The sequence below is a fragment of the Herbaspirillum sp. 1130 genome, from assembly GCF_017833835.1.
Lineage (GTDB): Bacteria > Pseudomonadota > Gammaproteobacteria > Burkholderiales > Burkholderiaceae_D > Herbaspirillum > Herbaspirillum huttiense.
On the sequence record NZ_JAFICQ010000002.1, the window covers coordinates 1,006,302 to 1,029,559 of the forward strand.

At 64.8% G+C, this 23,258-nt stretch carries 20 protein-coding genes; 14 read left to right on the forward strand and 6 right to left on the reverse strand.

The features are described from left to right. Positions 1-4: 4 nt before the first annotated feature. Entirely contained in the window at positions 5-901 is an 897-nt protein-coding gene (locus tag JOD78_RS13305; protein WP_134221585.1) for a GNAT family N-acetyltransferase, read from the reverse strand. A gap of 636 nt (positions 902-1,537) precedes the next feature. On the opposite strand from JOD78_RS13305, the gene JOD78_RS13310 reads away from it, so the two are divergent. The 7 genes from JOD78_RS13310 (at position 1,538) to JOD78_RS13340 (ending at position 10,240) form a co-directional block, all read left to right on the forward strand. After that, positions 1,538-2,206 carry a haloacid dehalogenase type II gene (locus JOD78_RS13310; RefSeq protein ID WP_034332087.1) on the forward strand — a complete coding sequence of 223 codons (669 nt, stop codon included), beginning with the start codon at positions 1,538-1,540 and terminating at the stop codon, positions 2,204-2,206. Between the two features lie 207 nt (positions 2,207-2,413). After that, positions 2,414-4,036 (forward strand): ABC transporter substrate-binding protein, encoded by a 1,623-nt coding sequence (locus JOD78_RS13315; RefSeq protein ID WP_039785964.1) that lies wholly within the window; start codon positions 2,414-2,416, stop codon positions 4,034-4,036. Between the two features lie 100 nt (positions 4,037-4,136). Beyond that, positions 4,137-5,093 (forward strand): ABC transporter permease, encoded by a 957-nt coding sequence (locus tag JOD78_RS13320; RefSeq protein ID WP_039785967.1) that lies wholly within the window; start codon positions 4,137-4,139, stop codon positions 5,091-5,093. Next, the gene (locus tag JOD78_RS13325) at positions 5,090-5,980 is read left to right on the forward strand and encodes an ABC transporter permease (RefSeq protein ID WP_134137152.1); all 891 of its coding nucleotides are present in this window, start codon (positions 5,090-5,092) and stop codon (positions 5,978-5,980) included. The genes JOD78_RS13320 and JOD78_RS13325 overlap by 4 nt, the downstream gene beginning before the upstream one ends. A gap of 4 nt (positions 5,981-5,984) precedes the next feature. Next, the gene (locus tag JOD78_RS13330) at positions 5,985-7,922 is read left to right on the forward strand and encodes an ABC transporter ATP-binding protein (protein ID WP_209567760.1); all 1,938 of its coding nucleotides are present in this window, start codon (positions 5,985-5,987) and stop codon (positions 7,920-7,922) included. Positions 7,923-8,178: 256 nt separating this feature from the next. Continuing rightward, a complete protein-coding gene (locus JOD78_RS13335; RefSeq protein ID WP_134221589.1) occupies positions 8,179-8,913 on the forward strand; it encodes a cupin domain-containing protein in 735 nt (244 codons plus the stop codon). 1 nt (position 8,914) lies between these two features. Next, entirely contained in the window at positions 8,915-10,240 is a 1,326-nt protein-coding gene (locus JOD78_RS13340; RefSeq protein ID WP_209567758.1) for an FAD-binding oxidoreductase, read from the forward strand. A gap of 6 nt (positions 10,241-10,246) precedes the next feature. Here JOD78_RS13340 and JOD78_RS13345 read toward each other — a convergent pair whose 3' ends face one another. After that, positions 10,247-11,191: a LysR family transcriptional regulator gene (locus JOD78_RS13345; protein WP_034332077.1), complete on the reverse strand. Its 945-nt coding sequence runs from the start codon at positions 11,189-11,191 to the stop codon at positions 10,247-10,249. A gap of 126 nt (positions 11,192-11,317) precedes the next feature. Between JOD78_RS13345 and JOD78_RS13350 the strand changes: the two genes are divergently transcribed. From JOD78_RS13350 to JOD78_RS13360, 3 genes are read left to right on the forward strand one after another with little or no spacing between them, the layout of a single operon-like run. Further along, the gene (locus JOD78_RS13350) at positions 11,318-11,716 is read left to right on the forward strand and encodes a RidA family protein (RefSeq protein WP_209567756.1); all 399 of its coding nucleotides are present in this window, start codon (positions 11,318-11,320) and stop codon (positions 11,714-11,716) included. 45 nt (positions 11,717-11,761) lie between these two features. Next, positions 11,762-13,243, forward strand: coding sequence for an aldehyde dehydrogenase family protein (locus tag JOD78_RS13355; RefSeq protein ID WP_209567754.1), 1,482 nt, complete (start codon positions 11,762-11,764; stop codon positions 13,241-13,243). 45 nt (positions 13,244-13,288) lie between these two features. Further along, positions 13,289-14,509 carry a M20 aminoacylase family protein gene (locus JOD78_RS13360; RefSeq protein WP_134137318.1) on the forward strand — a complete coding sequence of 407 codons (1,221 nt, stop codon included), beginning with the start codon at positions 13,289-13,291 and terminating at the stop codon, positions 14,507-14,509. On the opposite strand, the gene JOD78_RS13365 is transcribed toward JOD78_RS13360, so the two are convergent. Together JOD78_RS13365 and JOD78_RS13370 are read right to left on the reverse strand one after the other, a co-directional pair. Next, on the reverse strand, positions 14,496-15,626 hold the full coding sequence (locus tag JOD78_RS13365) for a DSD1 family PLP-dependent enzyme (protein WP_121044121.1): 1,131 nt from the start codon (positions 15,624-15,626) through the stop codon (positions 14,496-14,498). The genes JOD78_RS13360 and JOD78_RS13365 overlap by 14 nt on opposite strands. 129 nt (positions 15,627-15,755) lie before the next feature. Beyond that, entirely contained in the window at positions 15,756-16,652 is an 897-nt protein-coding gene (locus JOD78_RS13370) for a LysR family transcriptional regulator (protein ID WP_039785985.1), read from the reverse strand. A gap of 90 nt (positions 16,653-16,742) precedes the next feature. Here JOD78_RS13370 and JOD78_RS13375 point away from each other — a divergent pair, with 90 nt between their 5' ends. Beyond that, complete coding sequence (locus JOD78_RS13375; RefSeq protein ID WP_121044118.1) at positions 16,743-16,955, forward strand: hypothetical protein; 213 nt, start codon at positions 16,743-16,745, stop codon at positions 16,953-16,955. Further along, entirely contained in the window at positions 16,939-17,577 is a 639-nt protein-coding gene (locus JOD78_RS13380) for a LysE family translocator (RefSeq protein WP_121044115.1), read from the forward strand. The genes JOD78_RS13375 and JOD78_RS13380 overlap by 17 nt, the downstream gene beginning before the upstream one ends. Positions 17,578-17,652: 75 nt before the next feature. Here JOD78_RS13380 and JOD78_RS13385 read toward each other — a convergent pair whose 3' ends face one another. Next, positions 17,653-19,200, reverse strand: a complete 1,548-nt coding sequence (locus JOD78_RS13385) for a methyl-accepting chemotaxis protein (protein ID WP_209567752.1) — start codon at positions 19,198-19,200, stop codon at positions 17,653-17,655. Between the two features lie 460 nt (positions 19,201-19,660). Between JOD78_RS13385 and JOD78_RS13390 the strand changes: the two genes are divergently transcribed. Then, positions 19,661-20,572 carry a LysR family transcriptional regulator gene (locus tag JOD78_RS13390; RefSeq protein ID WP_209567751.1) on the forward strand — a complete coding sequence of 304 codons (912 nt, stop codon included), beginning with the start codon at positions 19,661-19,663 and terminating at the stop codon, positions 20,570-20,572. A gap of 184 nt (positions 20,573-20,756) precedes the next feature. Further along, on the forward strand, positions 20,757-21,950 hold the full coding sequence (locus tag JOD78_RS13395) for an acyl-CoA dehydrogenase (RefSeq protein WP_088755249.1): 1,194 nt from the start codon (positions 20,757-20,759) through the stop codon (positions 21,948-21,950). 71 nt (positions 21,951-22,021) lie between these two features. Here the strand turns inward: JOD78_RS13395 and JOD78_RS13400 are convergent, their stop codons facing one another. Beyond that, a complete protein-coding gene (locus JOD78_RS13400) occupies positions 22,022-23,230 on the reverse strand; it encodes a CaiB/BaiF CoA-transferase family protein (RefSeq protein WP_204725014.1) in 1,209 nt (402 codons plus the stop codon). Positions 23,231-23,258 lie beyond the last annotated feature (28 nt).

The following is a 23,258-nucleotide window of genomic DNA, read 5'->3' on the forward strand; positions in this document are numbered from 1 at the left end:
CCGTTCAGCCCAGTGCCTGGTTGATCATGGAATAGGTGCGCCACGCGGTGGCGGGCGCGGGCGGAGTGCCGCGGCACATGCTGACCACGTTGTCCACGCAGGTCAGGCCGATCTCTTCGAGCCACGGTTTGAGGCCGGTCCGGCCCGGCACGTCGATGCGCAGATAAGCGCCGGGATAGGCGTTGATCCAGTAAGCGATGAGCGTCTTCGCATCTTCCACATGGCTGGCGATGACGGGGCCGATCACGCGGCCGCGCCCGAACTCGCGCAGATAGGCGACGCCCTTGACCTGGCCCGCCTGTTCCAGCACGGCCACTTCAGAGGTGTCCAGCAGCGGCACCAGCAGGGCGCTGCGGTCCATGCCGCTGGCCTGTCGGTCCAGTGCCAGCAGATAAGGCACTTCGTCCTTGCGCAACGGGCGGATGCGCGCGCCTGCGGCCAGCACCGGGGTGGCACGCGCGGTGGTGCTCTGGTGCTGGCTCAGGGTATCGGTGACCACGAAGCCTAGCTTCTCATAGAGCGGGCGTCCGGCCTCGGTGGCATTGAGGATGACGTTGCGCGTACCGGCATCCTGCAGCAGGCGCTGCATCATGGCGCGGCCCAGGCCACGGCCCTGCAGGGCATCGGTGATGATGACCAGGCCCAGCGAGGCATAGTCCTCGCCGAGCGGGCAGAGCATGCCGCTGCCGGCCACGCTGCGCGTGCCATCGGGTTCTTCCAGTTCCACCGCCCAGCTGCTGCTGACCTGATGATGGAACTGCCAGTCGGCCAGCCGGTGCGGCCAGTAGAGGTGCAGACTCATGGCGTGGCAACTGGCCAGGTCCTCGGGGCGCATGGGGCGCAGGGTGGTCTGTACGGTCTGTACGGCCTGACCGGCCGGGAGCGTGCTTTGGGTAGTCATGCAGCGTGTCCTTGTCGATACGGTGGCGATGCGGATGAGGCAGGGTCAATGGTCCCTGTTCCGTCAAATCCTATAAATATATAAATAGTTTGCTGGTTTCGGTATTCTCGCGCTGCGGGCCGCGCCCGCTGGCCGGGTCCGCAACGCTACCCCAGCGATGATGCACCTGGCGCGGCATTGCGCGGCAGTTTTCAAGCCTGCCAATTCGCAATCTTATGGCGATCTGCCCCCTCTTCTCGGCACAAAATTGGGCGGCACCGGCAGTAGCATGATGCAGCCCCCGCAGGTTCTGCTTTGACAGGCCAGCGCGGTGCGCAAGCAGATGCGGAGCAGGCATCGCCTGCGCAAATGCAGTCCCGGACATGCGCCAGCCTGCGGACACGATCCGCACCAGCTTGGTGAAAATGCCCCAAAGCAGCGCACCCGGCTCGCATTGCTGCACTGCTCGGCAAGCTATGCTGATTGGACCGCAGAAAACACATATTTCTGTTTCGCGGCCCGGTCAAAAAGGAATAAATCGCAAGTTTCGCTATGTTGTAATCCTTCTCATGCAGTCAACCGCAATCCCGCAAGCAAGCAGCCTCCAGCGCAGGCCCAACAGGTGATGCGCCCCCTTTTTTGACAGGACGATTTTCCATGAGCATTTTCAAGCCCAAGTTCATTACCTTCGATTGCTACGGCACCCTGACCCGTTTCCAGATGTCGGAAACGGCACAAAAGATTTACGCCGATCGCGTCTCCGCCGAAGACATGCCGTTCTTCCTGCGCCAGTTCGCGGCCTATCGCCTCGATGAAGTGCTGGATCAATGGAAGCCCTACGAACAGGTCTGCAAGAACGCCATCACCCGCACCTGCGCGCGCTGGGGCATCAAGACCACCGACGAGGAAACCGGTGCCTTCTACAAGGCCGTGCCGACCTGGGGTCCGCATGCTGACGTACCGGCCGGCCTGTCCAAGGTGGCCAAGGAATTCCCGCTGGTGATCTTCTCCAATGCCGACGACAGCCAGATCATGCACAACGTCGAGCAACTGGGCGCACCCTTCCACAAGGTCTTCACCGCCCAGCAGGCACAAGCCTACAAGCCGCGCCTGAGCGCCTTCGAATACATGCTCGACAACCTGAACTGCAATCCGGAAGACGTGCTGCACGTGTCCTCCAGCCTGCGTTACGACCTCATGCCGGCCTCCGACATGGGCATCAAGAACAAAGTCTTCGTGGCCCGCGGCCATGAACCCTCGACCCCGTATTACGGCTACACCGAAATCAAGGACATCTCCGGCCTGCCGGGCGTGCTGGGTCTGTAAGGCGCTTGTCAGCAGTCAGCAGTGAGCGGGAGCTGCAGGGCTCCCGTGCAGTTTCCGTCATTCCCGGTGTGCTCCCGCCCTGGTATCAATGTTGCGAGGAGTGTGCCGGACCCAACAGGCGGCGTGCCCTCCCGAGGGATCTGCAACATGCAGACGGCAGGGCAGGCCGGTGGTCTTCGTGGTTGAACTTTTATCGTGAGGCATTTCATGAGCAAGCAGGAAAACGGACATCACCCCAAAGAGGGTTCCATCATCACCGGCGATGCGCTGGACCAGGCCCCTGGCGGCTTCACCCGTCGCGACATGATGCGCACCCTGCTGGCCGGCAGCCTCATGACGGTCGGCGGCACGGGCCTGCTGACGGCCAGCGGCAGCGTCATGGCACAGACCGGCAAGCGCGGCGGCAAGATGCGCATCGCCACCCAGACCAGCTCCACTGCCGATACCCTGGACCCGGCCAAGACCGCGCACTCCACCGACTACACCCGGGTGCACATGTTCTACAACGGCCTGACCAAGCTCGATGGCAAGCTCGCACCGCAGATGGTACTGGCTGAAGAAATGCTGACCACCGACGCCATCACCTGGACCGTCAAGCTGCGCAAGGGCGTGGTCTTCCATGACGGCAAGCCGTTTACCCCGGCCGACGTGGTCTACTCGATCATGCGCCACAAGGATCCGGCCACCGCCTCCAAGGTCAAGGTCGTGGCCGACCAGTTCGAATCGGTCAAGGCCACCGGCCCCAACGAAGTCCAGATCAAGCTCACCAGCGCCAACGCCGACTTGCCGGTGATCCTGGCGACCGCGCAGTTCCTCATCATCCGCGACGGCACCACCAACTTCAGCACCCCCAACGGGACCGGTGCCTTCAAGCTCAAGGAATTCACCCCGGGCGTGCGCACCATCGGCGTGCGCAACGAGAATTATTGGAAGACAGGCTTGCCCTACCTGGACGAAGTCGAACTCTTCGGCATCCCGGACGAAGCCGCGCGCGTCAATGCGCTGCTCTCCGGCGACGTGCACTGGATCAACGACGTCAACGCCCGTTCCACCGGCCGCGTCAAGGGCACGCCGGGCTACACCGTCATGGAAACCAAGTCGGGCCAGTACACCGACCTCGTCATCCGCCAGGACCAGGCCCCGGGCAACAGCATGGATTTCACGCTGGGCATGAAGTACCTGCTGGACCGCGAGCAGATCAAGATGGCCGCTTTCCGTGGCTATGCCGTGACCGCCAACGACCAGCCGATCGACCCGACCAACCGCTTCTACTTCGCCGGTCTGCCGCAGCGTCCCTTCGATCCGGAGAAGGCCAAGTTCCACCTGGAGAAGGCAGGCGTGCTGGGCAGCACCATCCCCATCGTGGCCTCGGTGGCCGCCACCGGTTCGGTGGACATGGCCGTGCTGATGCAGCAGAGCGCCGCCAAGATCGGCCTGAAGCTGGATGTGAAGCGCGTGCCAGCCGACGGCTACTGGTCCAACCAGTGGATGAAGGTGCCGGTCGGTTTCGGCAACATCAACCCCCGCCCCAGCGCCGACATCCTGCTCACGCAGTTCTTCAAGTCGGATGCGCAGTGGAACGAATCGGGCTGGAAGAATCCGCAGTTCGACCAGCTGGTGGTGGCCGCGCGCGGCGAGACCGACTTCACCAAGCGCAAGGCCATGTACGCCGACCTGCAGACCATGATCCACGAGAAGTGCGGCCTGGGTATCCCGGTCTTCATCATCAACCTGGAAGGCATGAGCACCAAGGTCAAGGGGATCGATCCGGTGCCGCTGGGTGCGTTCATGAACTACACCTGTGCGGAGTACGTCTGGCTGGACGCGTGAGTCCGGGAAAGTCTCACGCCTGACGTACGCTGTCAGTGGAAGTCGCGCGGGACCGGTCCATCTCGATGGCCGGCCCCGCCACTCGTTACCGAGGAAAGCTATGAATGGAATGATCCTGCGTCTGATCGTGCGCCGCCTGCTGCAGGCGGTGCTGACGCTGCTGCTGGTCTCGGCCGGCGTGTTCTTCATCACCAACCTGTTGCCGGGCGACGCCGCCCAGACCGCACTGGGCCAGGCCGCCACGCCGGAGACGGTGGCCGCACTGCGCCTGCAATACGGCCTGGACCTGCCGGCCCCGCTGCGTTATGCGCACTGGCTGGGCAACCTGCTCTCGGGCAACCCCGGCATGTCGCTGGTCAACAATGTGCCGGTGGCGCAGATGATCGGTGGCCGCCTGCCGGCCTCGCTGATGCTGGCGGCCGTGACGGCCCTCGTATCGGTGCCGCTGGCGCTGTTCCTGGGCATCTTCTCGGCCATGTATCGCGGCTCCTTCTTTGACCGTGCCGTCAACGTCAGTGCCGTGTCGATGGTATCGGTGCCGGAATTCCTGGTGGCCACGGTGGCCGTGATGATCTTCGCGGTCAAGCTGCGCTGGCTGTCGGCGCTGTCGCATGCCAGCGATGCCGCCACCCTGGGTGCCTTCATCAAGGCCTATGCCATGCCGGTGCTGACCCTGTGCTGCGTGATCGTGGCCCAGATGACGCGCATGACGCGCGCCGCCGTGATCGATCAGTTGCGTTCGTCCTATGCCGAAATGGCGCTGCTCAAAGGCGTCAAGCGCACCCGCATCGTGCTGCGCCATGCGCTGCCCAACGCCATCGGCCCGATTGCCAATGCCGTGGCGCTGAGCCTGTCCTACCTGCTGGGCGGTGTGCTCATCGTCGAGAGCATCTTCAATTATCCCGGCATCGCCACCCTCATGATCGATGCCGTGACCACCCGCGACATGCCGCTGGTGCAAGCCTGTTCCATGATCTTCTGCACCGGCTACCTGCTGCTGGTGCTGACCGCCGATGTGCTGGCCATTGTTTCCAATCCAAGGTTGAAGACCCGATGAAAGCCCTCCACGACTCCACCGGCACCGAAGCGGGCGCGCCTGTCGCACCGGCTGCCGCAGCCACCGCACCCGCCAGGCGCGTGCGCCGCCATTCGACCATGGCCTGGATCGGCATGGTGATCGTCGGCTTCTGGATCCTGATGGCCATCCTCGGCCCCAGCATCTCGCCCTACGACGCCACTGCCATCGTCGATACCGACGTGTTCTCCGGCATGAGCCACAAGTTCCTGCTGGGCAGCGACTACCTGGGCCGCGACATGCTGAGCCGCATCCTCTTCGGCACCCGCGCCACCATCGGCCTGGCCTTGCTGTCGACCGTGGTGGCCAGCCTCTCGGGTACCGCCATCGCCTTGTTCGCGGCCTTCTCGGGCGGCTGGCGCGATGCCGTCATCAGCCGTGCGCTCGATGCCCTGATCTCGATTCCCAGCAAGATGTTCGCGCTGATGATGGTGGCCACTTTCGGCTCTTCCATGTTCCTGCTGGTGCTCACGGCGGCCATCACCTACATGCCCGGTGCCTACCGCATCGCCCGTTCCTTGGCGGTCAACGTGCAGGCCATGGAATACGTGCAGGCAGCGCGCGCTCGCGGCGAGGGCGTGTGGTACATCATGACCGTGGAAATGCTGCCCAACATGATCCGCCCGGTGCTGGCCGATTTCGGCCTGCGCTTCGTCTACGTGGTGCTGCTGCTGTCGGGCCTGAGCTTCCTCTCGCTGGGCGTGCAGCCGCCGGATGCGGACTGGGGTTCGCTGGTGCGGGAAAACATTTCCGGCCTGGGCGAAGGCGCCCTGGCGGTGATCATGCCGGCCCTGGCGATTGCCTCGCTGACCATCGGCGTGAACCTGTTGATCGATAACCTGCGCAGCAAGCGCGCTGCCAAGGAGTAAGCCCGTGAAGCAATTCGATATCTTCCTCGGCAAGGAAAGCGGCGTCGGTGCTGGCGCTGCGGCAGGCGGGGCGGCAGTGCGGCCCCTGGTGGAAGTGCAGGGCCTGCGCGTGAATGCCCGCAAGGACGACGGCACCCAGGTCGAGATCGTCAAGAACGTCAATTTCACCGTGGCCCCCGGCGAAGTGCTGGCCCTGATCGGTGAATCCGGTTCAGGCAAGACCACCATTGCACTCTCGCTGCTGGGCTATGCGCGTTCCGGTTGCCAGATCGCCGGTGGCCAGGTGCGCATCGGCCAGCGCCAGATCGACCAGATGGATGAGAAGGCGCTGCTGGCCATGCGCGGCCACCATGTGGCCTACATCGCCCAGAGTGCGGCGGCGGCTTTCAATCCGGCCCGTACCCTGATGGACCAGGTGATCGAAAGCGCCCTGCAGCACGGCGTGATGGACAAGGCCAGCGCCATGCGCAAGGCGGTCGAGCTGTTCCGCGCGCTGGCCCTGCCCAATCCCGACAAGATCGGTGAACGTTATCCGCACCAGGTCTCCGGTGGCCAGTTGCAGCGCGTGATGGCGGCCATGGCCCTGATCACCGATCCGGAACTGGTGATCCTGGACGAACCCACGACCGCGCTGGACGTGACCACCCAGATCGAAGTGCTGCGCGCCTTCAAGAAAGTGGTCAAGGAAATCGGCACCACCGCCGTCTACGTTTCGCACGATCTGGCCGTGGTGGCGCAGATGGCCGACCGCATCATCGTCCTGCGCGACGGCGCCGTGCGTGAAGTCGGCACCACCGACCAGGTGCTGCATGCCCCGGCCGACACCTACACCCAAAGCCTGATCGCCGCCGCCTGCCCGGCTGCGCGCGTGGTGCAACTGCGCGAGATACTGCCCGAGACCGTACCGGCCGCAGCCCGTGCCCCGCTGCTGCGCATCAGCGGCCTGGTGGCCGGTTACGGCGCACCGGACCGGCTGGGCCTGCCGGGCGTGCGCATCCTGGATGACATCAATCTCACCATCCAGCGCGGCAGCACCGTGGGCATCATCGGCGAATCCGGCTCCGGCAAGACCACCCTGGCGCGTGCCGTGGCCGGCATGATCGCGCCGGCGCGCGGCAGCATCCAGCTCGATGGCCAGAACCTGTCACCGACACTGGAAGGCCGCACCCGCGAACAATTCCGCCGCGTGCAGATCGTGTTCCAGAACGCCGACACTGCGCTCAATCCGGCGCACACCATCGGCCGCATCCTGAATCGTCCGCTGTCCTTCTATCACGGCTTGAAGGGCGAGGCCATGCGCCGCCGCACGGCTGAACTGCTGGACCTGGTCAAGCTGCCTTCCAGCGTCATCGACCGCCTGCCTGCCGAACTGTCCGGCGGCCAGAAGCAGCGCGTGAACCTGGCCCGCGCCCTGGCCGCCAAGCCCGACCTGATCCTGTGCGATGAAGTGACGTCGGCGCTGGACACCGTGGTGGCTGCCGCCATCCTGGAACTGCTGGCCGAGCTGCGGCGCGAGCTGCAGGTGTCCTACATGTTCATCAGCCACGACATCAGCACCGTGCGCGCGATTTGCGACGACATCGTGGTGCTCTATGCCGGCCGCATGGTGGCCAACCGTCCGCGTGAAGCCATGATGGCGCCGCCTTATCACCCGTATTCGCACCTGCTGCTGTCGTCGGTCCCGGCCATGCAGCAAGGCTGGCTGGAACAGGTGGCCGGGGCGGGCCAGCACAAGCTGCCGCCGATTGGCACGGTCGATCCGTCGCCGGAGATCTGCGCCTTCCTGCCGCGCTGTGCGCAGCGCATCGATGGTGTCTGCAACGTGGTGCCGCCGCGCCGCCGCAACATGGAACACGGTGGCGAGATCCTTTGCCACCGTTCGGATGCCGACCTGCAGCAGTCGCAGATGCCGCTGGTGCCGGTGGAGGGCATCACCGTCTGACCCGGTGACCCACCCAGCCGCCTGCCTGGCCGCGAGCCATGGCGGGCAGGCAAGGCAGGCGACGAGCATTAAGCCGTATTTAATGCTGGATTCGTTGAGCATTAATCACAGAATCAGGCGCGGCTCGTAGCATCGTCATGGAATGCATGCCGCCGGCCCCGGCGCCGGCCATGAAGCAAAGATTCGGGCAGGACCGCAAGAGCACCGTGGAGTCGGTCTCGCAATCTTGCCCATCCCCAAGGAAACAGGAGAAGAAATGACTGCAGCGTTGGTGTTGTACCGTGCCTCCGGCACCCCCGTATCCACCCCCTTCCATCCGGGCGCGCTGGGCGCCTCCGACCCCTTTGCCGCCTCGCGCGAGATTGCCTGGCAGGGCATCGGCGGCATGAGCGCAGGCCGCCTGCGTTTCGAAGGCAGCCTCGACATCGCCCGCTTCCCGCACCAGGAAACCTTGGTCGTGGTGCAAGGCGAACTGCGTATCGAAGCCGAAGGTGCCGCACCGCTGGTGATCAAGCCCGACAACGGCGTGGTCATCGCCACCGGCGCCGCCGTGCGCATCACGGCCACGCAGCCGACCCTCGTCATGTTCTGCGCTGCCGACTGCCCGCACCCCGTGCAGCCGGGCGTGTTCCCGCTGGTGGCCGAAGCCAACTTCAAGCCCTCGGCCAATTCGCTGCCCAAGGAAATCCTGCTGGGTGACGTGCCCACCTGCCGCAGCGACAACGTGATCGATGAAAGCTCCATCGGCTGCAAGATCGGCACCTGGGATTCCACCCCTTACCACCGCATCGTGCGCGCCCATCCGGTCAATGAATTCATGCACATCCTCGACGGCGGCGTGCGCTTTGCCGAACCGGATGGCAGCGTGGTTTCGGTGGAACGGGGCGACGCCGTCTTCGTGCCGCTGGGTGCGGCCATCGGCTGGGAGAGCAGTGAGCGCGTGGCCAAGTACTACGTGGTGCAGACCGTCGCCGCCGAGGGAGGAAAGTAAGATGTCGCCCCCGCTCGTGCAGGTCCAGAGTCCTACCATTCCGCCGGCCTCCGCCGATGTGGTCGTCATCGGTGGCGGCATCATCGGCATCTTCACCGCCTACTATCTGGCCAAGCGTGGCATCTCGGTGGCGGTGGTCGAGAAGGGCCGCATCGGTGCCGAACAATCCAGCCGCAACTGGGGCTGGTGCCGCCAGCAGAACCGCGACGCGCGCGAACTGCCGATGGCCACCAAGAGCATCGACCTGTGGGAACAATTCTCCGCCGAGACCGGCGAAGACACCGGTTTTACCCGGTGCGGCCTGCTCTATCTCTCCAACGATGATGAAGAAATCGCCCGCTGGGCAGCCTGGGGCGACTTCGCCAAGACCGCCGGCGTGACCACCTACATGCTCGATTCGAAGCAGGCGGCCGAGCGTGGCCATGCCACAGGGCGGGCGTGGAAGGGCGGCGTCTTCTCGCCCACCGACGGCACGGCTGACCCGGGCAAGGCAGCACCCGCCGTAGCGCGCGCCATCATGAAGCTGGGTGGCCACGTGATCCAGAATTGCGCCGCACGCGGCATCGAAACCGAAGGCGGCCGCGTCTCGGGTGTCATCACCGAAGCCGGTGTCATCAAAACCAAGGTGGCGGTCATGGCCGGTGGTGCCTGGGCCTCATCCTTCTGCCATCAGCTGGGTATTCGCTTCCCGCAGGCATCCGTGCGGCAATCCATCATGAGCGTGGCGCCCATGGAGCAGCCCTTGCCGGGCGCGCTCTACACCTCGGGCGTAGCCGTCACCCGCCGCAGCAACGGCTCCTATGCGCTGGCCATCAGCGGCCGGGCGCGGGTCGATCCGACCATGCAGTTCCTGCGCTTCTCGCCGCAGTTCCTGCCGATGTTCGCCAAGCGCTGGCGCAGCCTGTCGCCGGGCGGGCTGGAAGCCTGGCGCAGCGGCCACGAGACCCTGTCGCGCTGGCGCATGGATGCGCCTACGCCGATGGAACGCATGCGCATCCTGGATGCGTCGGCTGATCCGGTCTCGATCCGGGCCACCCATCGCCGTGCGGTCGAATTGCTGCCGCAGCTGGCGCAGGCCAAAGTCACGCATACGTGGGCCGGTTATGTGGACAGCACGCCCGATGGCGTGCCGGGCATCGGTGAGCTGCCGCAGACGCCGGGTCTGATCCTGGCGGCGGGTTTCTCCGGTCACGGTTTCGGTATCGGGCCGGGTGCGGGTCACCTGATCGCGGACCTGGCCAGCGGTGTGGAACCCATCGTCGATCCGCGCCCCTATCACCCCAATCGTTTCTCGGATTCGTCCTGGGGCAAGGTGGCGGATTTCTGAAGCAGTTCAGCGCCGCCAGGGCACGGGCTGGAAGGCCCGCTTGGCGGCGTCGAGAAAGACCCGCTGGCGCAGCGTCAGCCCCTGGCGGCCCGGCAGCAGCGCCATGATGGGCGCGGGATCGAGTTGCCAGCCAGGCAGTACGCGTTTCAGACTGCCATCGGCCACCAGATGCGCGCAATCCCATTCGGAACGCGCCACGAAGCCTTCGCCATCGAGCGCCCAGTCGCGCGTGATGGTGCCGTCATTGGACGACAGCGCGCCATTGAGCTTGACCGTGAGCGCCTTGCCGGTACGGCGGCCGGCGCTGTCGACGGGCGTGAAGCGCAGGCGGCTGAGGTCGTCGTCGTTTTCGCGCAGGCTGAGGTAGGGATACTCGGCCAGGTCGGAAGGATGCTTGATGCGCTGCATGCGTTTGGCCAGCACTGGCGCGGCACACAGGAAGCGTGCATTGGGCGCGAGGAAGTGGCCGACCCAGGAGGAGCCCTTGACGCGCCCGATGGAGATGATGGCGTCAGCGCCGGTGGAAGCCGCCAGCGGACTTTCGGCCAGCAGCAGCGAGATGCTCAGTTTGGGATGGCTGCGGTGCAGATCGCGGATCAGTGGCGCCACGTAGCGGCGCCCGAAGCCGAAGGGCGCGACCACGCGCAGCGAACCGCTGACGTTGGCCAGGTTGCCGCCGGCCCCGCGGTCCGATTCACGCGAGACGCTGGCGGTGATGGATTCGATGCGCTCCAGGATGTCCATGGCTTCCTGCACCAGGCGCTGGCCTTCGTCGGTGAGCGCGAAGCCGCGCGCGGCGCGATTGGCCAGGCGCACGCCAACGCGGTCCTCGATGCGCTGCAGGCGCACCGTCACTGCCGGTGGCGTCAGGTCGAGCAGGCGGGCGGCACCGGCCAGCGAGCTGGCCGAGCCCAGGGCGCGCAGCAGTTGCATGTCATCGAGTTGCAGCATTAAAAATCTCTTAATGGTGAATTGAACGAACATTAAACATCGCTGAAGGTCTTTTGGCTACAGTCCATCACAGGAAATGCGTCGGTTATCCTGACCGGCCTTCCTGCCACTTCAGCCTTGCCCATCATGAACAACACAGCACACACCGCCCCCGTCACCCTCAACCCGACCGGCCTGGCCACCCCGGGCGGCCACTACAGCCATGTGGCCATCGGCAACGGCATGGTCTTCATTTCGGGCCAGTTGCCCATCGATGCGAGCGGGCACAAGCTCACCGAGGCCAGCTTCGAAATGCAGGCACTGCAGGTGCTGGCCAATGTGGAAGCCGCACTCGCCGGTGCCGGCAGCGACATCGGCAAGCTGCTGCAGGTCCGCATCTATCTCACCGATGTGGCGCACTGGCCCGCCTTCAACGAGATTTACGCACGCTGGGCCGGCAGCGCCCGCCCGGCACGCGCCGTGGTGCCGGTCCCGGCACTGCACTTCGGCCTGCAGGTCGAGGTGGAGGCCACGGCACTACTGTGACACTGCGCCGTACGCGCAACCAACCCGAAACAAGGACAACCCGACATGACCCGCACCGCTTCCACCGACATCGTCTCTCCGCTGGCGCACCTCAAGCGCAACGGCCGCCTGGATCACTTCTACATCGATGGTCAATGGCAGCGCCCGCAAGGCGACGGACTGGCCGCCGTGGTCTCGCCTGCCACGGAGGAACGTGTGTGTGAGATCGCATTGGGCAACGCCGCCGACGTGGACCAGGCCGTGCAGGCCGCGCGCCGTGCGTTTGCCGCCTGGGCCGCGACCTCGCCGCTGGAGCGCGCCGCGCTGCTCGGTCGTGTTCACGCCCTGCTGGTGGAACGCGCCGAACTGTTCGCCCAGGCACTGACGCTGGAGATGGGCGCCCCCATCACCTATGCCCGCACGGCCCACGTGCCGCTGGCGGCTGAACACCTGCGTGTGGCGCGTGACAACCTGGCGGACTATGCTTTCATCCGCCCGCGCGGCACCACGGCCATCGTGCGCGAGCCGATCGGTGTGTGTGCTCTCATCACGCCCTGGAACTGGCCGATCTACCAGATCACCGCCAAGGTCGGTCCGGCACTGGCAGCCGGTTGCACCGTGGTGTTGAAGCCGAGCGAACTGTCGCCGCTGTCGGCCTTGCTGTTTGCCGAGATCGTGCATGAAGCGGGCATTCCGGCGGGCGTCTTCAACCTGGTCAATGGCAGCGGGCCCGAGGTCGGTGCGGCCATGTCCTCGCATCCGCAGGTGGACATGATCTCGATCACCGGCTCCACCCGCGCCGGCGTGCTGGTAGCGCAAGCCGCTGCCGTCACGGTCAAGCGGGTGGCCCAGGAGCTGGGCGGCAAGTCGCCCAATGTGGTGTTGCCGGATGCGGATCTGGCGCGTGCCATTCCGCCGGGTGTGGCGGCGGCCTTCCGCAACATGGGACAGTCCTGCAGCGCGCCCACGCGTCTGATCGTGCCGCGTGCATCACTGGATCGCGTGCATGAACTGGCGCTGGCGACGCTGGCCCAGATGAAAGTGGGCGACCCCACCGATGAGGCGACGACCCACGGCCCGCTGGCCAACCGTGCGCAATTCCTGCGGGTGCAACAGATGATCGAGGCCGGGATGCAGGACGGTGCACGCCTGCTGGCCGGTGGTGCCGGACGCCCGGACGGACTGGAGCAGGGTTACTATGCGCGGCCCACGATCTTCTCCGATGTGCATACCGACATGGTGATCGCTCAGGAAGAAATCTTCGGACCCGTGCTGGCCATCCTGCCCTATGACACCGTGGAAGAAGCCATTGCCATCGCCAACGACACCGTCTATGGCCTGGGTGCGCACGTGCAGGGCACCGACAAGGACCAGGTGCGCGCCGTGGCCGCCCGCATCCAGTCCGGCCAGGTGCACCTGAACTATCCGGCCTGGGATCCGCAGGCCCCCTTCGGCGGCTACAAGCAGTCCGGCAACGGGCGCGAGTATGGCGTGGAAGGCATGGAGGAATACATGGAAGTGAAATCGATCCTGGGCTACTACGCCTGAGCGCCTTCATCACCGCCGTCATGACGGCAGGAACACATGAGCATCATGGAACACACCGAACACACTGAACATTCGCACGACACCCTGCACCAGCATCGCGCCCACTGGGCCGGCCTGCGCCGCGACCTGCACGCGCATCCCGAGCTGCGTTTCGAGGAACATCGCACCGCCGACGTGGTGGTGCAGGAGCTGCAAGCGCTGGGCTATGAGGTCACGCGCGGCCTGGGCGGCACCGGCGTGGTGGCCAGCCTGCCGGGCAGCGATCCGCAACGGGGCATCGTGCTGCGCGCCGACCTGGATGCCTTGCCCATCGTCGAGGCCAATGACTTTGCGCACGCTTCCTGCAGTCACGGCATCATGCACGCCTGCGGCCATGACGGCCACACCGTCATGCTGCTGGGCGCGGCGCGCGTGCTCAAGCAGCAGCCGACCTTGCCGGGCAGCGTGCACTTCGTCTTTCAGCCGGGAGAAGAGGGCGGGGCGGGGGCGCGCAAGATGATCGATGACGGCCTGTTCGAGCAGTTCCCGACCGAAGCCGTGTTCGGCATGCACAACTGGCCCGGCTTGCCGGCCGGGCAGTTCGGCTTGCGCACCGGTCCCATCATGGCCGCCGGTTCGCGCCTGAAGATCACCATCACCGGCAAGGGCGCCCATGCGGCCCAGCCGCACCTGGGGCTGGATCCGATCCCGCTGGCCTGCTCCATGGTCCTGCAGTGCCAGACCATCGCGGCGCGTCACAAGGACCCGGTCGACCCTGCGGTCATTTCGGTCTGCATGTTCCATGCGGGCGATACCGACAACGTCATTCCGGACCGTGCCGAATTGCGCGGCACCATTCGCACGCTGTCCTCCACCTTGCAACAGAAGCTGCAGGAAGACATCCGCCGCATGTGCCATGCGCTGGCCGACGCCTACGGGGCCAAGGTCGAAGTGGAATTCTTCCAGTACTACCCGGCCACCATCAACACCCCGGCCGAGACCGACTTCTGCGAACGCGTGATTCGGCAGACCTTCGGTGATGAACGCATCCGCACCGGCATCCCGGCCAACATGACCTCCGAGGATTTCGGTTTCATGCTGGAGGAGCGGCCCGGTACCTATGTGTTGATCGGCAATGCGCCTCAGGACCGCGCCTCGCACTCGCTGCACCACCCGCACTACGACTTCAACGACGACATCATCGAAGAAGGCGTGCGTTACTGGGTGGCGCTTGCGCAGTCTTACTTCGGCAGCGGGCTCACGGGCGGAGCCGTTACCAGCCGTTGAAGCGCGGCCAGGTCGCCACGCTGCCATCGGCGGCGATGGCCTGGTATTGCTGGTACTGCGCACCGGTGGCACAGGCGTGATTGGGCAGGATACGCAGGCGCGTGCCGATGGGCAGGTGCTCTGCGATCTGCGCATCCGGACTGCCCTGGCGCGAGAGGATGCCGTGCTCCTGGTTGGCCCCGCTCATGAGGTAGCCTTCCAGCACCTTGCCGTCTTCCGTGCAGACCTGCCCATAGCCGAAGTCGTGCTTGCGTCCTTGCGTGCCGCGGTCACGGCTCATGGCCATCCATCCTGCATCGACGATGGCCCAGCCTTTTTCGGGCTGGTGGCCGATCACGGTGGTCAGCACGCTCAGGGCGATCTCGTCCATGGTATTGACGCCCACGTTGTGCATCACCAGGTCGAACATGGCATAGACACCGGCACGCACTTCGGTCACGCCGCGCAGGTGTTCGGCGCGCAGGGCGGTCGGGGTGGAGCCGATGCTGACCACGTCGCAGGGCAGGCCGGCTGCGCGCAGGCGTTCGGCGGCACGGACGCTACCGGCGCGTTCCTGTTCGGCCACGGCGATGAGGGCGGCGTCGCTGTCGTAGTCATAGCTGGAACCCGCATGGGCGATCACGCCGCCGATGCGCATGCCGCCGGCGTGGAGCACCTTGCCCACGGCCAGCAGGGTGGCGTCTTCCGGGGCGATGCCGGAGCGGTGGCCATCCACGTCGATTTCAATCCAGACTTCAAAACATTCCTCTTGCGCCTGGCCGAAGGCCACGATGGCCTCGGCACAGACCACGCTGTCGGCCACGATCTTGAGATCGCAGCCCTGGCGGCGCAGTGCCAGCGCCTGGCCCAGCTTGGTGGGGGCCATGCCGACGGCGTAGACGATGTCGGTGATGCCGGCAGCAAAGAACTGTTCGGCTTCCTTGAGGGTGGAGACGGTGATGCCGCGCGCTCCGGCCTGGAGTTGCGCCTGCACCACCTGCTGGCACTTGGTGGTCTTGACGTGCGGACGGAAGCGCACGCCCAGCGCATCCATGCGCTGCTGCATGCGGGCGATGTTGCGCTCCATGCGCGAGATGTCGATCAAGGCGGCGGGCGTGGGCAGGGTGGCCAGGCTCATGGGGAACTCCTGAAGAGGGTAGGTCGATGAGCATCGACTATAGGAGATCAGGATTGCGCTGTGCTTAATGCTCGGTGAATCGAGCATTAAGCTGTGTTTAATGCACCTTCCTGCGCTCTACCAGCCCCGTCAGGCTTCCTGGAACTGCCGTATGGTCTCCAGCACGTTCACGGTGGCCTTGTCCAGGTTGGGCAGGGCGCGATGGGCCACACCGATGTGTCGCTTGAGTACCGGCGACAGTGGCACGATGCGGATGTCCTTGTGGCGCTCCAGCTCGGCAGCCAGGGGTTGCTCCAGCGGCAGGATGGCCGCGCCGTAACCGGCGGAGACCAGGCTTTTCATGGCTTCGTTGTAGTTCAGTTCGATGCGCGCGCGCGGGTTTTCCCCGGCCTCGGCAAACCAGGCCATGGTGAGCCGGTACATCTGGGTGGTGGCATCGTTGAAGATCATGGGCTTGTCCATCAGCCAGCCCGGCTTGATGGCGGCGGGCGATTTCCAGGTGGCCGGCAGGAAAGCCATCATGCGGTCGCTGCGCCAGTGCGTGATCTGGATGTCCTTGGAGGCCGTGATGGGGATGGCGACCAGTCCGATGTCGAGCGTGCCTTCCTGCAGGCGCGCCATGGTTTCGTTGGAGCCCATGATGTTGACCTCCACGTCGATGCCGGGGTAGCTGTTTTCCAGCTGGCGCAGTACGCGCGGCAGCAGGTTGACCACCACCCCGGTGGAGGTGCCCAGCCGTACTCGGCCGACCTTGCCTTCGACATGTTTCCTGGCGACATCGAGCAGATCGTCGGCATCGCGCAACAGGCGCCGCGCCCGGTCGATCACCAGCGCGCCCAGCGCCGTGGCCTGTACGCGACGGCTGCCGCGCATGAGCAGGGCGCTGCCCAGGCGCTCTTCGAGGTCGCTGACATGCAGGCTGATCGTGGGCTGGGCCAGGTGCAGCGCATTGGCGGCAGCGGAGAAGGTGCCGAGGTCGACGATGGTGACCAGCGTGCGCAACTGGTCGAGGCTGAGTTCTCTCATCAGGTTTCCTGATAGTGGCTGTCATCAAACTCAATTTTACCAATGACTTCGATTGGCGGATGATCTGCGCATTCATCCAGGGAGAAGTCCATGCGGCACATCGTCAGCCAGGTCCTTGCCCGCGTCCTCGGGGACCATCACGCTTCACAGGGGGGCGCCGCGCAGGAAATGCGGGAGATGGGCCCGCGCGAGCTCAATGACCTGGGCATAGGCGCGAGCGAGGTGCCGTTCTTCCTGAAAAAACAACCGAATGAGGACCGTCCTCGTCGCCAAAAGGAGCCTGTCCATGCAACATCTTGCTGAAGTGATCGCACTGTCCGCCACGTTGAGCGTGGCCACCATGAGCCCCGGACCCAGTTTCGTGATGGTGGCGCGCACCTCGGTCGGAAGCGGACGAGCCAATGGCCTGCTGGCCGCACTGGGCATGGGCATCGGCGGCGTGCTCTTTGCCGGAGCGGCCTTGCTGGGACTGCAAGCAGTGCTGCTGGCAGTGCCTTCGCTCTATCTGGTATTGAAGTTCGGGGGTGGTGTTTATCTGGCCTACATGGGCTGGCGCATCTGGCGCGGGGCGCGTACGCCCTTGGTGGCGGACGATATCGCACAGCGCGATGCATCACCGTCCGTGTCCCGCCGGTCCCTGTGGCTGGGCCTGGTCACCCAGATCAGCAATCCGAAAACCGCCATCGCCTACACCAGCGTGTTTGCGGCCTTTTTGCCGGCCGAGACGTCCTTGCCTTTCAAGGGACTGACGCTGCTGCTGGTCTTCCTGATCGAAGCGGGATGGTATGGCCTGGTGGCCGTGGCGCTCTCGTCAGCGCGTCCGCGCCGCTGGTATGTGCAGGGCAAGCACTGGTTCGACCGCACCGCAGGTGCCGTCATGATGACGCTAGGGTTCAGGCTGCTGCTCTCGCGCATGGGGCCGTGACAGGGCGCGATTGACTGCACACGGGGCCAAGGCACGCCGCCGACGTCAGGCGATCCGACGTCGGCAAGGATGGCCTCACTCCAGTTTGAACTTCCCCACCACCGCCGCCAGATTCCCCGCCTGTCCCTTCAGCGAATCCGCTGCCGCCGCCGCCTGCTCCACCAGCGCGGCGTTCTGCTGCGTGGTTTCATCCATCTGCGTGATGGCGAGATTGACTTCATTGATGCCGCCGCTCTGTTCCTGCGTGGCCGCACTGATCTCGGCCACCACGTCCGTGACGCGGCGCACGCTGGCCACCACTTCGGTCATGGTGCTGCCGGCACGTTCCACCAAAGTGCTGCCGGCGCTGACCTTCTGCACCGAGTCGTCAATCAGCTCCTTGATTTCCTTGGCCGCACCGGCCGAGCGCTGGGCCAGTGAGCGCACTTCCGAGGCCACCACGGCAAAGCCGCGTCCCTGCTCGCCGGCACGCGCCGCTTCCACCGCGGCATTGAGCGCCAGGATGTTGGTCTGGAAGGCGATGCCATCGATCACGCTGATGATGTCGGCAATGCGGCGCGAACTCTCGGTGATCCCCTCCATGGTCTGCACCACCTGGCCCACCACGTCACCGCCCTGGCTGGCGATGTCGGAGGCGGTGGCCGCCAGCTGGTTGGCCTGGCGCGCGTTGTCGGCATTCTGGGTGACGGTGGAGGTGAGCTGCTCCATGGCCGACGCCGTTTCTTCCAGCGAGCCGGCCTGTTGTTCGGTGCGGTTGGACAGGTCCAGATTGCCACGGGCGATTTCGTTGGAGGCGGTAGCAATGGTGTCGGTCCCCTGGCGAACCTCATTGACGATGTCGCGCAGGCTGTCGTTCATCACGCGCAGGGCTTCCATGAGGCGTCCGGTTTCATCGCGGCCGGCCGGGCGGATGCGCAGGGTCAGGTCGCCACGTGCCACGCGCTGGGCGATTTCCACCGCTTCCTTCAACGGGCGCGAGACATTGGCCGCCACCACGAAGGCCAGCAGCGAACCGATGGCCACCGTCGCCACCAGCAAGCCCACGATCCAGCGCTGCGCCGCACGGAATACGCCCGAGGCTTCTTCGTCAGCGCGCGCGCTGCCGCTCGCATTGAGCTTCACGATGGCGTTGAGGTTGCCGACCATCGCGGCGTAGAGCTTGGCGGATTCGCCATTGAAGAGGGCGCGTGTCTCGTCGTACTGCTGGTTGGCCGCCATCTCGGCCAGCTGTTCATTCACCTTCAGATAGGCAGCCAGGTTCTTGCCGAACTGGGCGTACTGTTCCTTCTCCTCGGGTTCGGACATGCGCTGCTCGAACACCGCGCGCTGCTTGGCCAGCGCATCCAGCCGTTTTTTGATGGACTGGTTGGCAGCGGTGCGCTCCTGTGGCGTCACCGCCGTGACCAGTTCCAGTTCATTGAGGCGCAGCGGCGGCAGCGAACCCTGCAGCTCGCGCGCGGCATCCATGGTCGGCATCCACTTGTTGACGATCTCGCCGGAAGCACTGTTGACCTGCTTGAGTTCCTTCATGGCGAACAGGCCCTGCAACAGGGTCAGCGCAATCACCACCGCAAAGGACAGGGCCAGTTTTTTGGCGATGTTGAGGTTGTAGAACCAGATCATGTCTTCCTCGCATTCGATTTATATCGTTTTCAGTGTCGGATCCGAACGATGCGGTCGAACGTTTCTGCGAGGCCGCCCGTTTGGCGTGCGGGCGTCAAGAGCAGCAACCGGCCGGGGGACGTGGTTGCGGGAGCAATGAAGTGCTGGTGATGTCATGCTGTCATGCCGTCACGAAGCGTCGGCTTCCTGCCCATCCTGTCTCTCTTGTAGCCAGCGGCCTCCCTTGGCCGCCGGCGCTTGCTGTTCGATGGTCGCATGGCTGGATCGGGCTTGATCTTAACGACCGGCAAGATTTCCATCCAATGAAATTAATCATGCTGGCAATGCGTTAATTGATATCGATTGTTTGATATCGATGGTTGTCAGGATGTCGTACAAGATTATTCAAAGAGGCATGATGGAAGACGCCGCAGCTGCAGTAAGATGTGCATAAAATTCACTTCTCCGCCTTTTTCGCACGATGCGCCGAAAGATTCCTTCCACCCAGGCCATGGCCGTCTTCGAGTCGGCCGCGCGGCACCAGAGCTTTACCAAGGCCGCCCAGGAAATGGCGGTGACGCAGAGCGCGGTCTGCCGCCAGGTAGCCGCGCTGGAAGAATTCCTGGGCCTGAAGCTGTTTCGCCGCACCAAGCGCGGCGTGCGCCTGACCGAAGCGGGCGTGAGCTACAGCCACCAGGTCGGCCAGCGCCTCGATGAAATCGAGCGCGATGCCCTGCACCTGATGTCGCGCGATGGCCATGGCGATACGCTGGAGCTGGGCGTGATGCCGACCTTCGCCACCCGCTGGCTGCTGCCGCGCCTGCGCTACTTCCTGGAGGCGCATCCGGGCGTGACCGTCAACCTGCGACCGCGCACCCGGCCCTTCCTTTTTGAAGAGACCAATCTCGATGCCACGCTCTACGCCGGGCAAGCCAGCTGGCCCGGGACCGAGGGGGTGTTCCTGATGCGCGAGAGCATGGTGGCCGTGGCCAGCCCCGAGCTCATCGGTGCCGGCCGCAAGCTCACGCCCACCGAGCTGCTGGCCTATCCGCTGCTGCAGCAGAGCACGCGGCCCTATGTGTGGCGGCAGTGGTTCGCTTCCTTCGGCATGCAGGTGCAGAACGACCTGGTGGGCACGCAGCTCGAACTGTTCTCCATGCTGACCCAGGCCGCCATCGTGGGCATGGGCGTGGCGCTGATCCCGCGCTTCCTGATCGAGGATGAATTGCGGCGCGGCTTGCTGGTGGTGGCAGTCGATCACGATTACCTGAGTACCCATTCCTACTACCTGATCTATCCCGAGCGCACCTCGGAGCGGCCCCTGCTGCGCCTGTTCCAGGACTGGCTGGAAGAGCAGGCCAAGGCGTATCGCCTGCCCAGCGGATTGGGTTGAGCCGGGTCCGGATCGGCTGTCTCGACAGGCGGAACCGGAGTGCGCAAAACGCACACGGTGATGCAAACAATTCGTTTGCGCCGGGGCGGGGCAGTCCGTATATTTTTGTCCACCGCCGCTGCGGGAGGACGGTCTGCGAGGACCGCGCTGCTGCAGCGATTCCTGATGCACAAAAGAGGCTTCCATGAGCAAAACGCAGCAACGACATGCATTCGATTACGCCGACCCCCTGATGCTGGAGCAGCAACTGAGCGACGATGAGCGCCAGGTGCGCGACGCCGCTCAAGCTTACTGCCAGGACCGCCTGGCCCCGCGCGTGCTGGAAGCCTTCCGCCACGAAAAGATGGATGTGAGCATCTTCCGCGAGATGGGCGAGCTGGGCCTGCTGGGCGCGACCATCGACGAGCAATACGGTGGTGCCGGGTTGAATTACGTTTGTTATGGCTTGATCGCGCGTGAAGTCGAGCGCGTCGATTCCGGCTATCGCTCCATGATGAGCGTGCAATCCTCGCTGGTGATGACCCCCATCAATGCCTTCGGCACCGAAGCGCAGAAACAGAAATACCTCCCCAAGCTGGCCAGCGGCGAATGGATCGGTTGCTTCGGCCTGACCGAACCCAACCATGGTTCAGACCCCGGCAGCATGATCACCCGCGCCCGCAAGGTGGACGGCGGCTACAGCCTGTCCGGCAGCAAGATGTGGATCACCAACAGCCCGGTGGCCGATGTCTTCGTGGTGTGGGCCAAGGATGACGAAGGCGAGATTCGCGGCTTCATTCTCGACAAGGGGGCCAAGGGCTTGTCGGCGCCGGCCATCCACGGCAAGGTCGGCCTGCGTTCTTCCATCACCGGGGAAATCGTGATGGACAACGTCTTCTGTCCGGAAGAAAACGCCTTCCCCGATGTGCGCGGATTGAAAGGACCCTTCACCTGCCTGAACAGTGCGCGTTACGGCATCGCCTGGGGCGCGCTGGGTGCAGCCGAAGACTGCTACGAGCGCGCGCGCCGCTACACCATGGAGCGCCAGCAGTTCGGCCGTCCGCTGGCAGCCAACCAGCTGGTGCAGAAGAAGCTGGCCGACATGCTCACCGAAATCTCGCTGGGCCTGCAAGGCTGCCTGCGCCTGGGCCGCCTGAAGGATGAGGGATATTCCGGCATCGAGCAGACCTCGATCATGAAGCGCAACAGCTGCGGCAAGGCGCTGGACATCGCCCGCATGGCGCGCGACATGATGGGCGGCAACGGCATCTCCGACGAGTTCGGCGTGGCGCGTCACCTGGTGAACCTGGAAGTCGTGAACACCTATGAGGGCACGCATGATGTGCATGCGCTGATCCTCGGCCGCGCCATCACCGGGCTGGCGGCCTTCTCCAACTGAAGCGACATCGCCTGCAAGCCGCCTGTACGGTGGCTTGCAAGCGATCTGTTTTCTCTTCCGCTCCTCTCTCGCTACAGCACGCCCCGTTCGCGCAACGCGGCGATCTGCGCTTCTTCCATCCCCAGCAGCGACTGCAAGACTTCTCCCGTGCCTTCACCCAGGGACGGCGGTGCCTTGCGCACCGGCAGGCGTTCGCCATCGAAACGATAGGGCGGCGTCAGCACCTGCACGCTGCCCGCTTCTGCATGCGGATGCGTGCTGACCAGGCCGGCCGAGGTGGCGCGCGGGCTGGTCAGCGCCTCATGCAGGCCCAGCACTTCACCGCAGGGAATGCCGGCCTGATGCAGCTTGGCCAGCAGGTCGGCACGCTTGCGGGCCTTGAGTTCGCGATTGATTTCCGGGACCAGCACGTCGCGATGCTGGCCACGGCTGACATTGGTCTTGAAGCGCGCATCCTCGGCCAGGTCGGGACGGTCGATGACGCTGTGGCAGAAACGCTGGTACTGGCTGTTGGTGCCCACGGTGATGACCAGCCGGCCATCGGCCGCATCGAAGACGCCATAGGGAATGATGGAGGGATGCGCATTGCCATAGCGCGGCGGATCGTCGCCCAGGATCAGCGCTTCCAGCCCGTAATACGAGGTGATCATGACGCCGCAATCGAACAGCGCCATTTCCACGTGGCGCCCCTGTCCGGTCTGCTGGCGCTGGTACAGCGCGGCCAGCACGCCTTGGGCGGAATACATGCCGGTGAACAGGTCTACCGCTGCCACGCCCAGCTTCAACGGCGGCTGGCTGGCCTCGCCATTGAGCGACATCAGGCCGGATTCGCCCTGGATCACCAGGTCATAGCCGGGCCGTGTGGCTTCGGGACCGCTGCTGTCGTAGCCGGTGATGGAGCAATACACCAGGCCGGGATTGTCGCGGCGCAGGGTTTCGTAATCGAGGCCAAATTTCTGTACGCCGCCGAACTTGAAATTCTGGATCACCACATCGCTCTTGCGGGCCAGCTGGCGCACGATGTCCTGGCCTTCCTCGGTCTGCAGGTCGACGCTGATGGAGCGCTTGTTGCGGTTGACGCTGTTGAAATACGCGGTCTCGGTCGAGCCGATGCGGGTACCCCAGTCGCGCGTGTCGTCGCCGCGTTCGGGGTGCTCGACCTTGATCACTTCGGCACCCAGGTCGCCCAGCACCATCGCACACCACGGGCCGGCCAGCACGCGCGAGAGGTCCAGTACGCGGACGCCGTCCAGCGGCAGGGATGCAGTCTGTTCAGTCATGTTGTCTCCTCATGGACGGGATGCGTAT

Excerpts from the sequence above, each read along its gene's own strand:
- JOD78_RS13305 (WP_134221585.1), bottom strand. The coding sequence starts at position 901 with ATGACTACCCAAAGCACGCTCCCGGCCGGTCAGGCCGTACAGACCGTA.
- JOD78_RS13310 (WP_034332087.1), top strand. The coding sequence starts at position 1,538 with ATGAGCATTTTCAAGCCCAAGTTCATTACCTTCGATTGCTACGGCACC.
- JOD78_RS13315 (WP_039785964.1), top strand. The coding sequence starts at position 2,414 with ATGAGCAAGCAGGAAAACGGACATCACCCCAAAGAGGGTTCCATCATC.
- JOD78_RS13320 (WP_039785967.1), top strand. The coding sequence starts at position 4,137 with ATGAATGGAATGATCCTGCGTCTGATCGTGCGCCGCCTGCTGCAGGCG.
- JOD78_RS13325 (WP_134137152.1), top strand. The coding sequence starts at position 5,090 with ATGAAAGCCCTCCACGACTCCACCGGCACCGAAGCGGGCGCGCCTGTC.
- JOD78_RS13335 (WP_134221589.1), top strand. The coding sequence starts at position 8,179 with ATGACTGCAGCGTTGGTGTTGTACCGTGCCTCCGGCACCCCCGTATCC.
- JOD78_RS13340 (WP_209567758.1), top strand. The coding sequence starts at position 8,915 with ATGTCGCCCCCGCTCGTGCAGGTCCAGAGTCCTACCATTCCGCCGGCC.
- JOD78_RS13345 (WP_034332077.1), bottom strand. The coding sequence starts at position 11,191 with ATGCTGCAACTCGATGACATGCAACTGCTGCGCGCCCTGGGCTCGGCC.
- JOD78_RS13350 (WP_209567756.1), top strand. The coding sequence starts at position 11,318 with ATGAACAACACAGCACACACCGCCCCCGTCACCCTCAACCCGACCGGC.
- JOD78_RS13355 (WP_209567754.1), top strand. The coding sequence starts at position 11,762 with ATGACCCGCACCGCTTCCACCGACATCGTCTCTCCGCTGGCGCACCTC.
- JOD78_RS13360 (WP_134137318.1), top strand. The coding sequence starts at position 13,289 with ATGGAACACACCGAACACACTGAACATTCGCACGACACCCTGCACCAG.
- JOD78_RS13365 (WP_121044121.1), bottom strand. The coding sequence starts at position 15,626 with ATGAGCCTGGCCACCCTGCCCACGCCCGCCGCCTTGATCGACATCTCG.
- JOD78_RS13370 (WP_039785985.1), bottom strand. The coding sequence starts at position 16,652 with ATGAGAGAACTCAGCCTCGACCAGTTGCGCACGCTGGTCACCATCGTC.
- JOD78_RS13375 (WP_121044118.1), top strand. The coding sequence starts at position 16,743 with ATGCGGCACATCGTCAGCCAGGTCCTTGCCCGCGTCCTCGGGGACCAT.
- JOD78_RS13380 (WP_121044115.1), top strand. The coding sequence starts at position 16,939 with ATGCAACATCTTGCTGAAGTGATCGCACTGTCCGCCACGTTGAGCGTG.
- JOD78_RS13385 (WP_209567752.1), bottom strand. The coding sequence starts at position 19,200 with ATGATCTGGTTCTACAACCTCAACATCGCCAAAAAACTGGCCCTGTCC.
- JOD78_RS13390 (WP_209567751.1), top strand. The coding sequence starts at position 19,661 with ATGCGCCGAAAGATTCCTTCCACCCAGGCCATGGCCGTCTTCGAGTCG.
- JOD78_RS13395 (WP_088755249.1), top strand. The coding sequence starts at position 20,757 with ATGAGCAAAACGCAGCAACGACATGCATTCGATTACGCCGACCCCCTG.
- JOD78_RS13400 (WP_204725014.1), bottom strand. The coding sequence starts at position 23,230 with ATGACTGAACAGACTGCATCCCTGCCGCTGGACGGCGTCCGCGTACTG.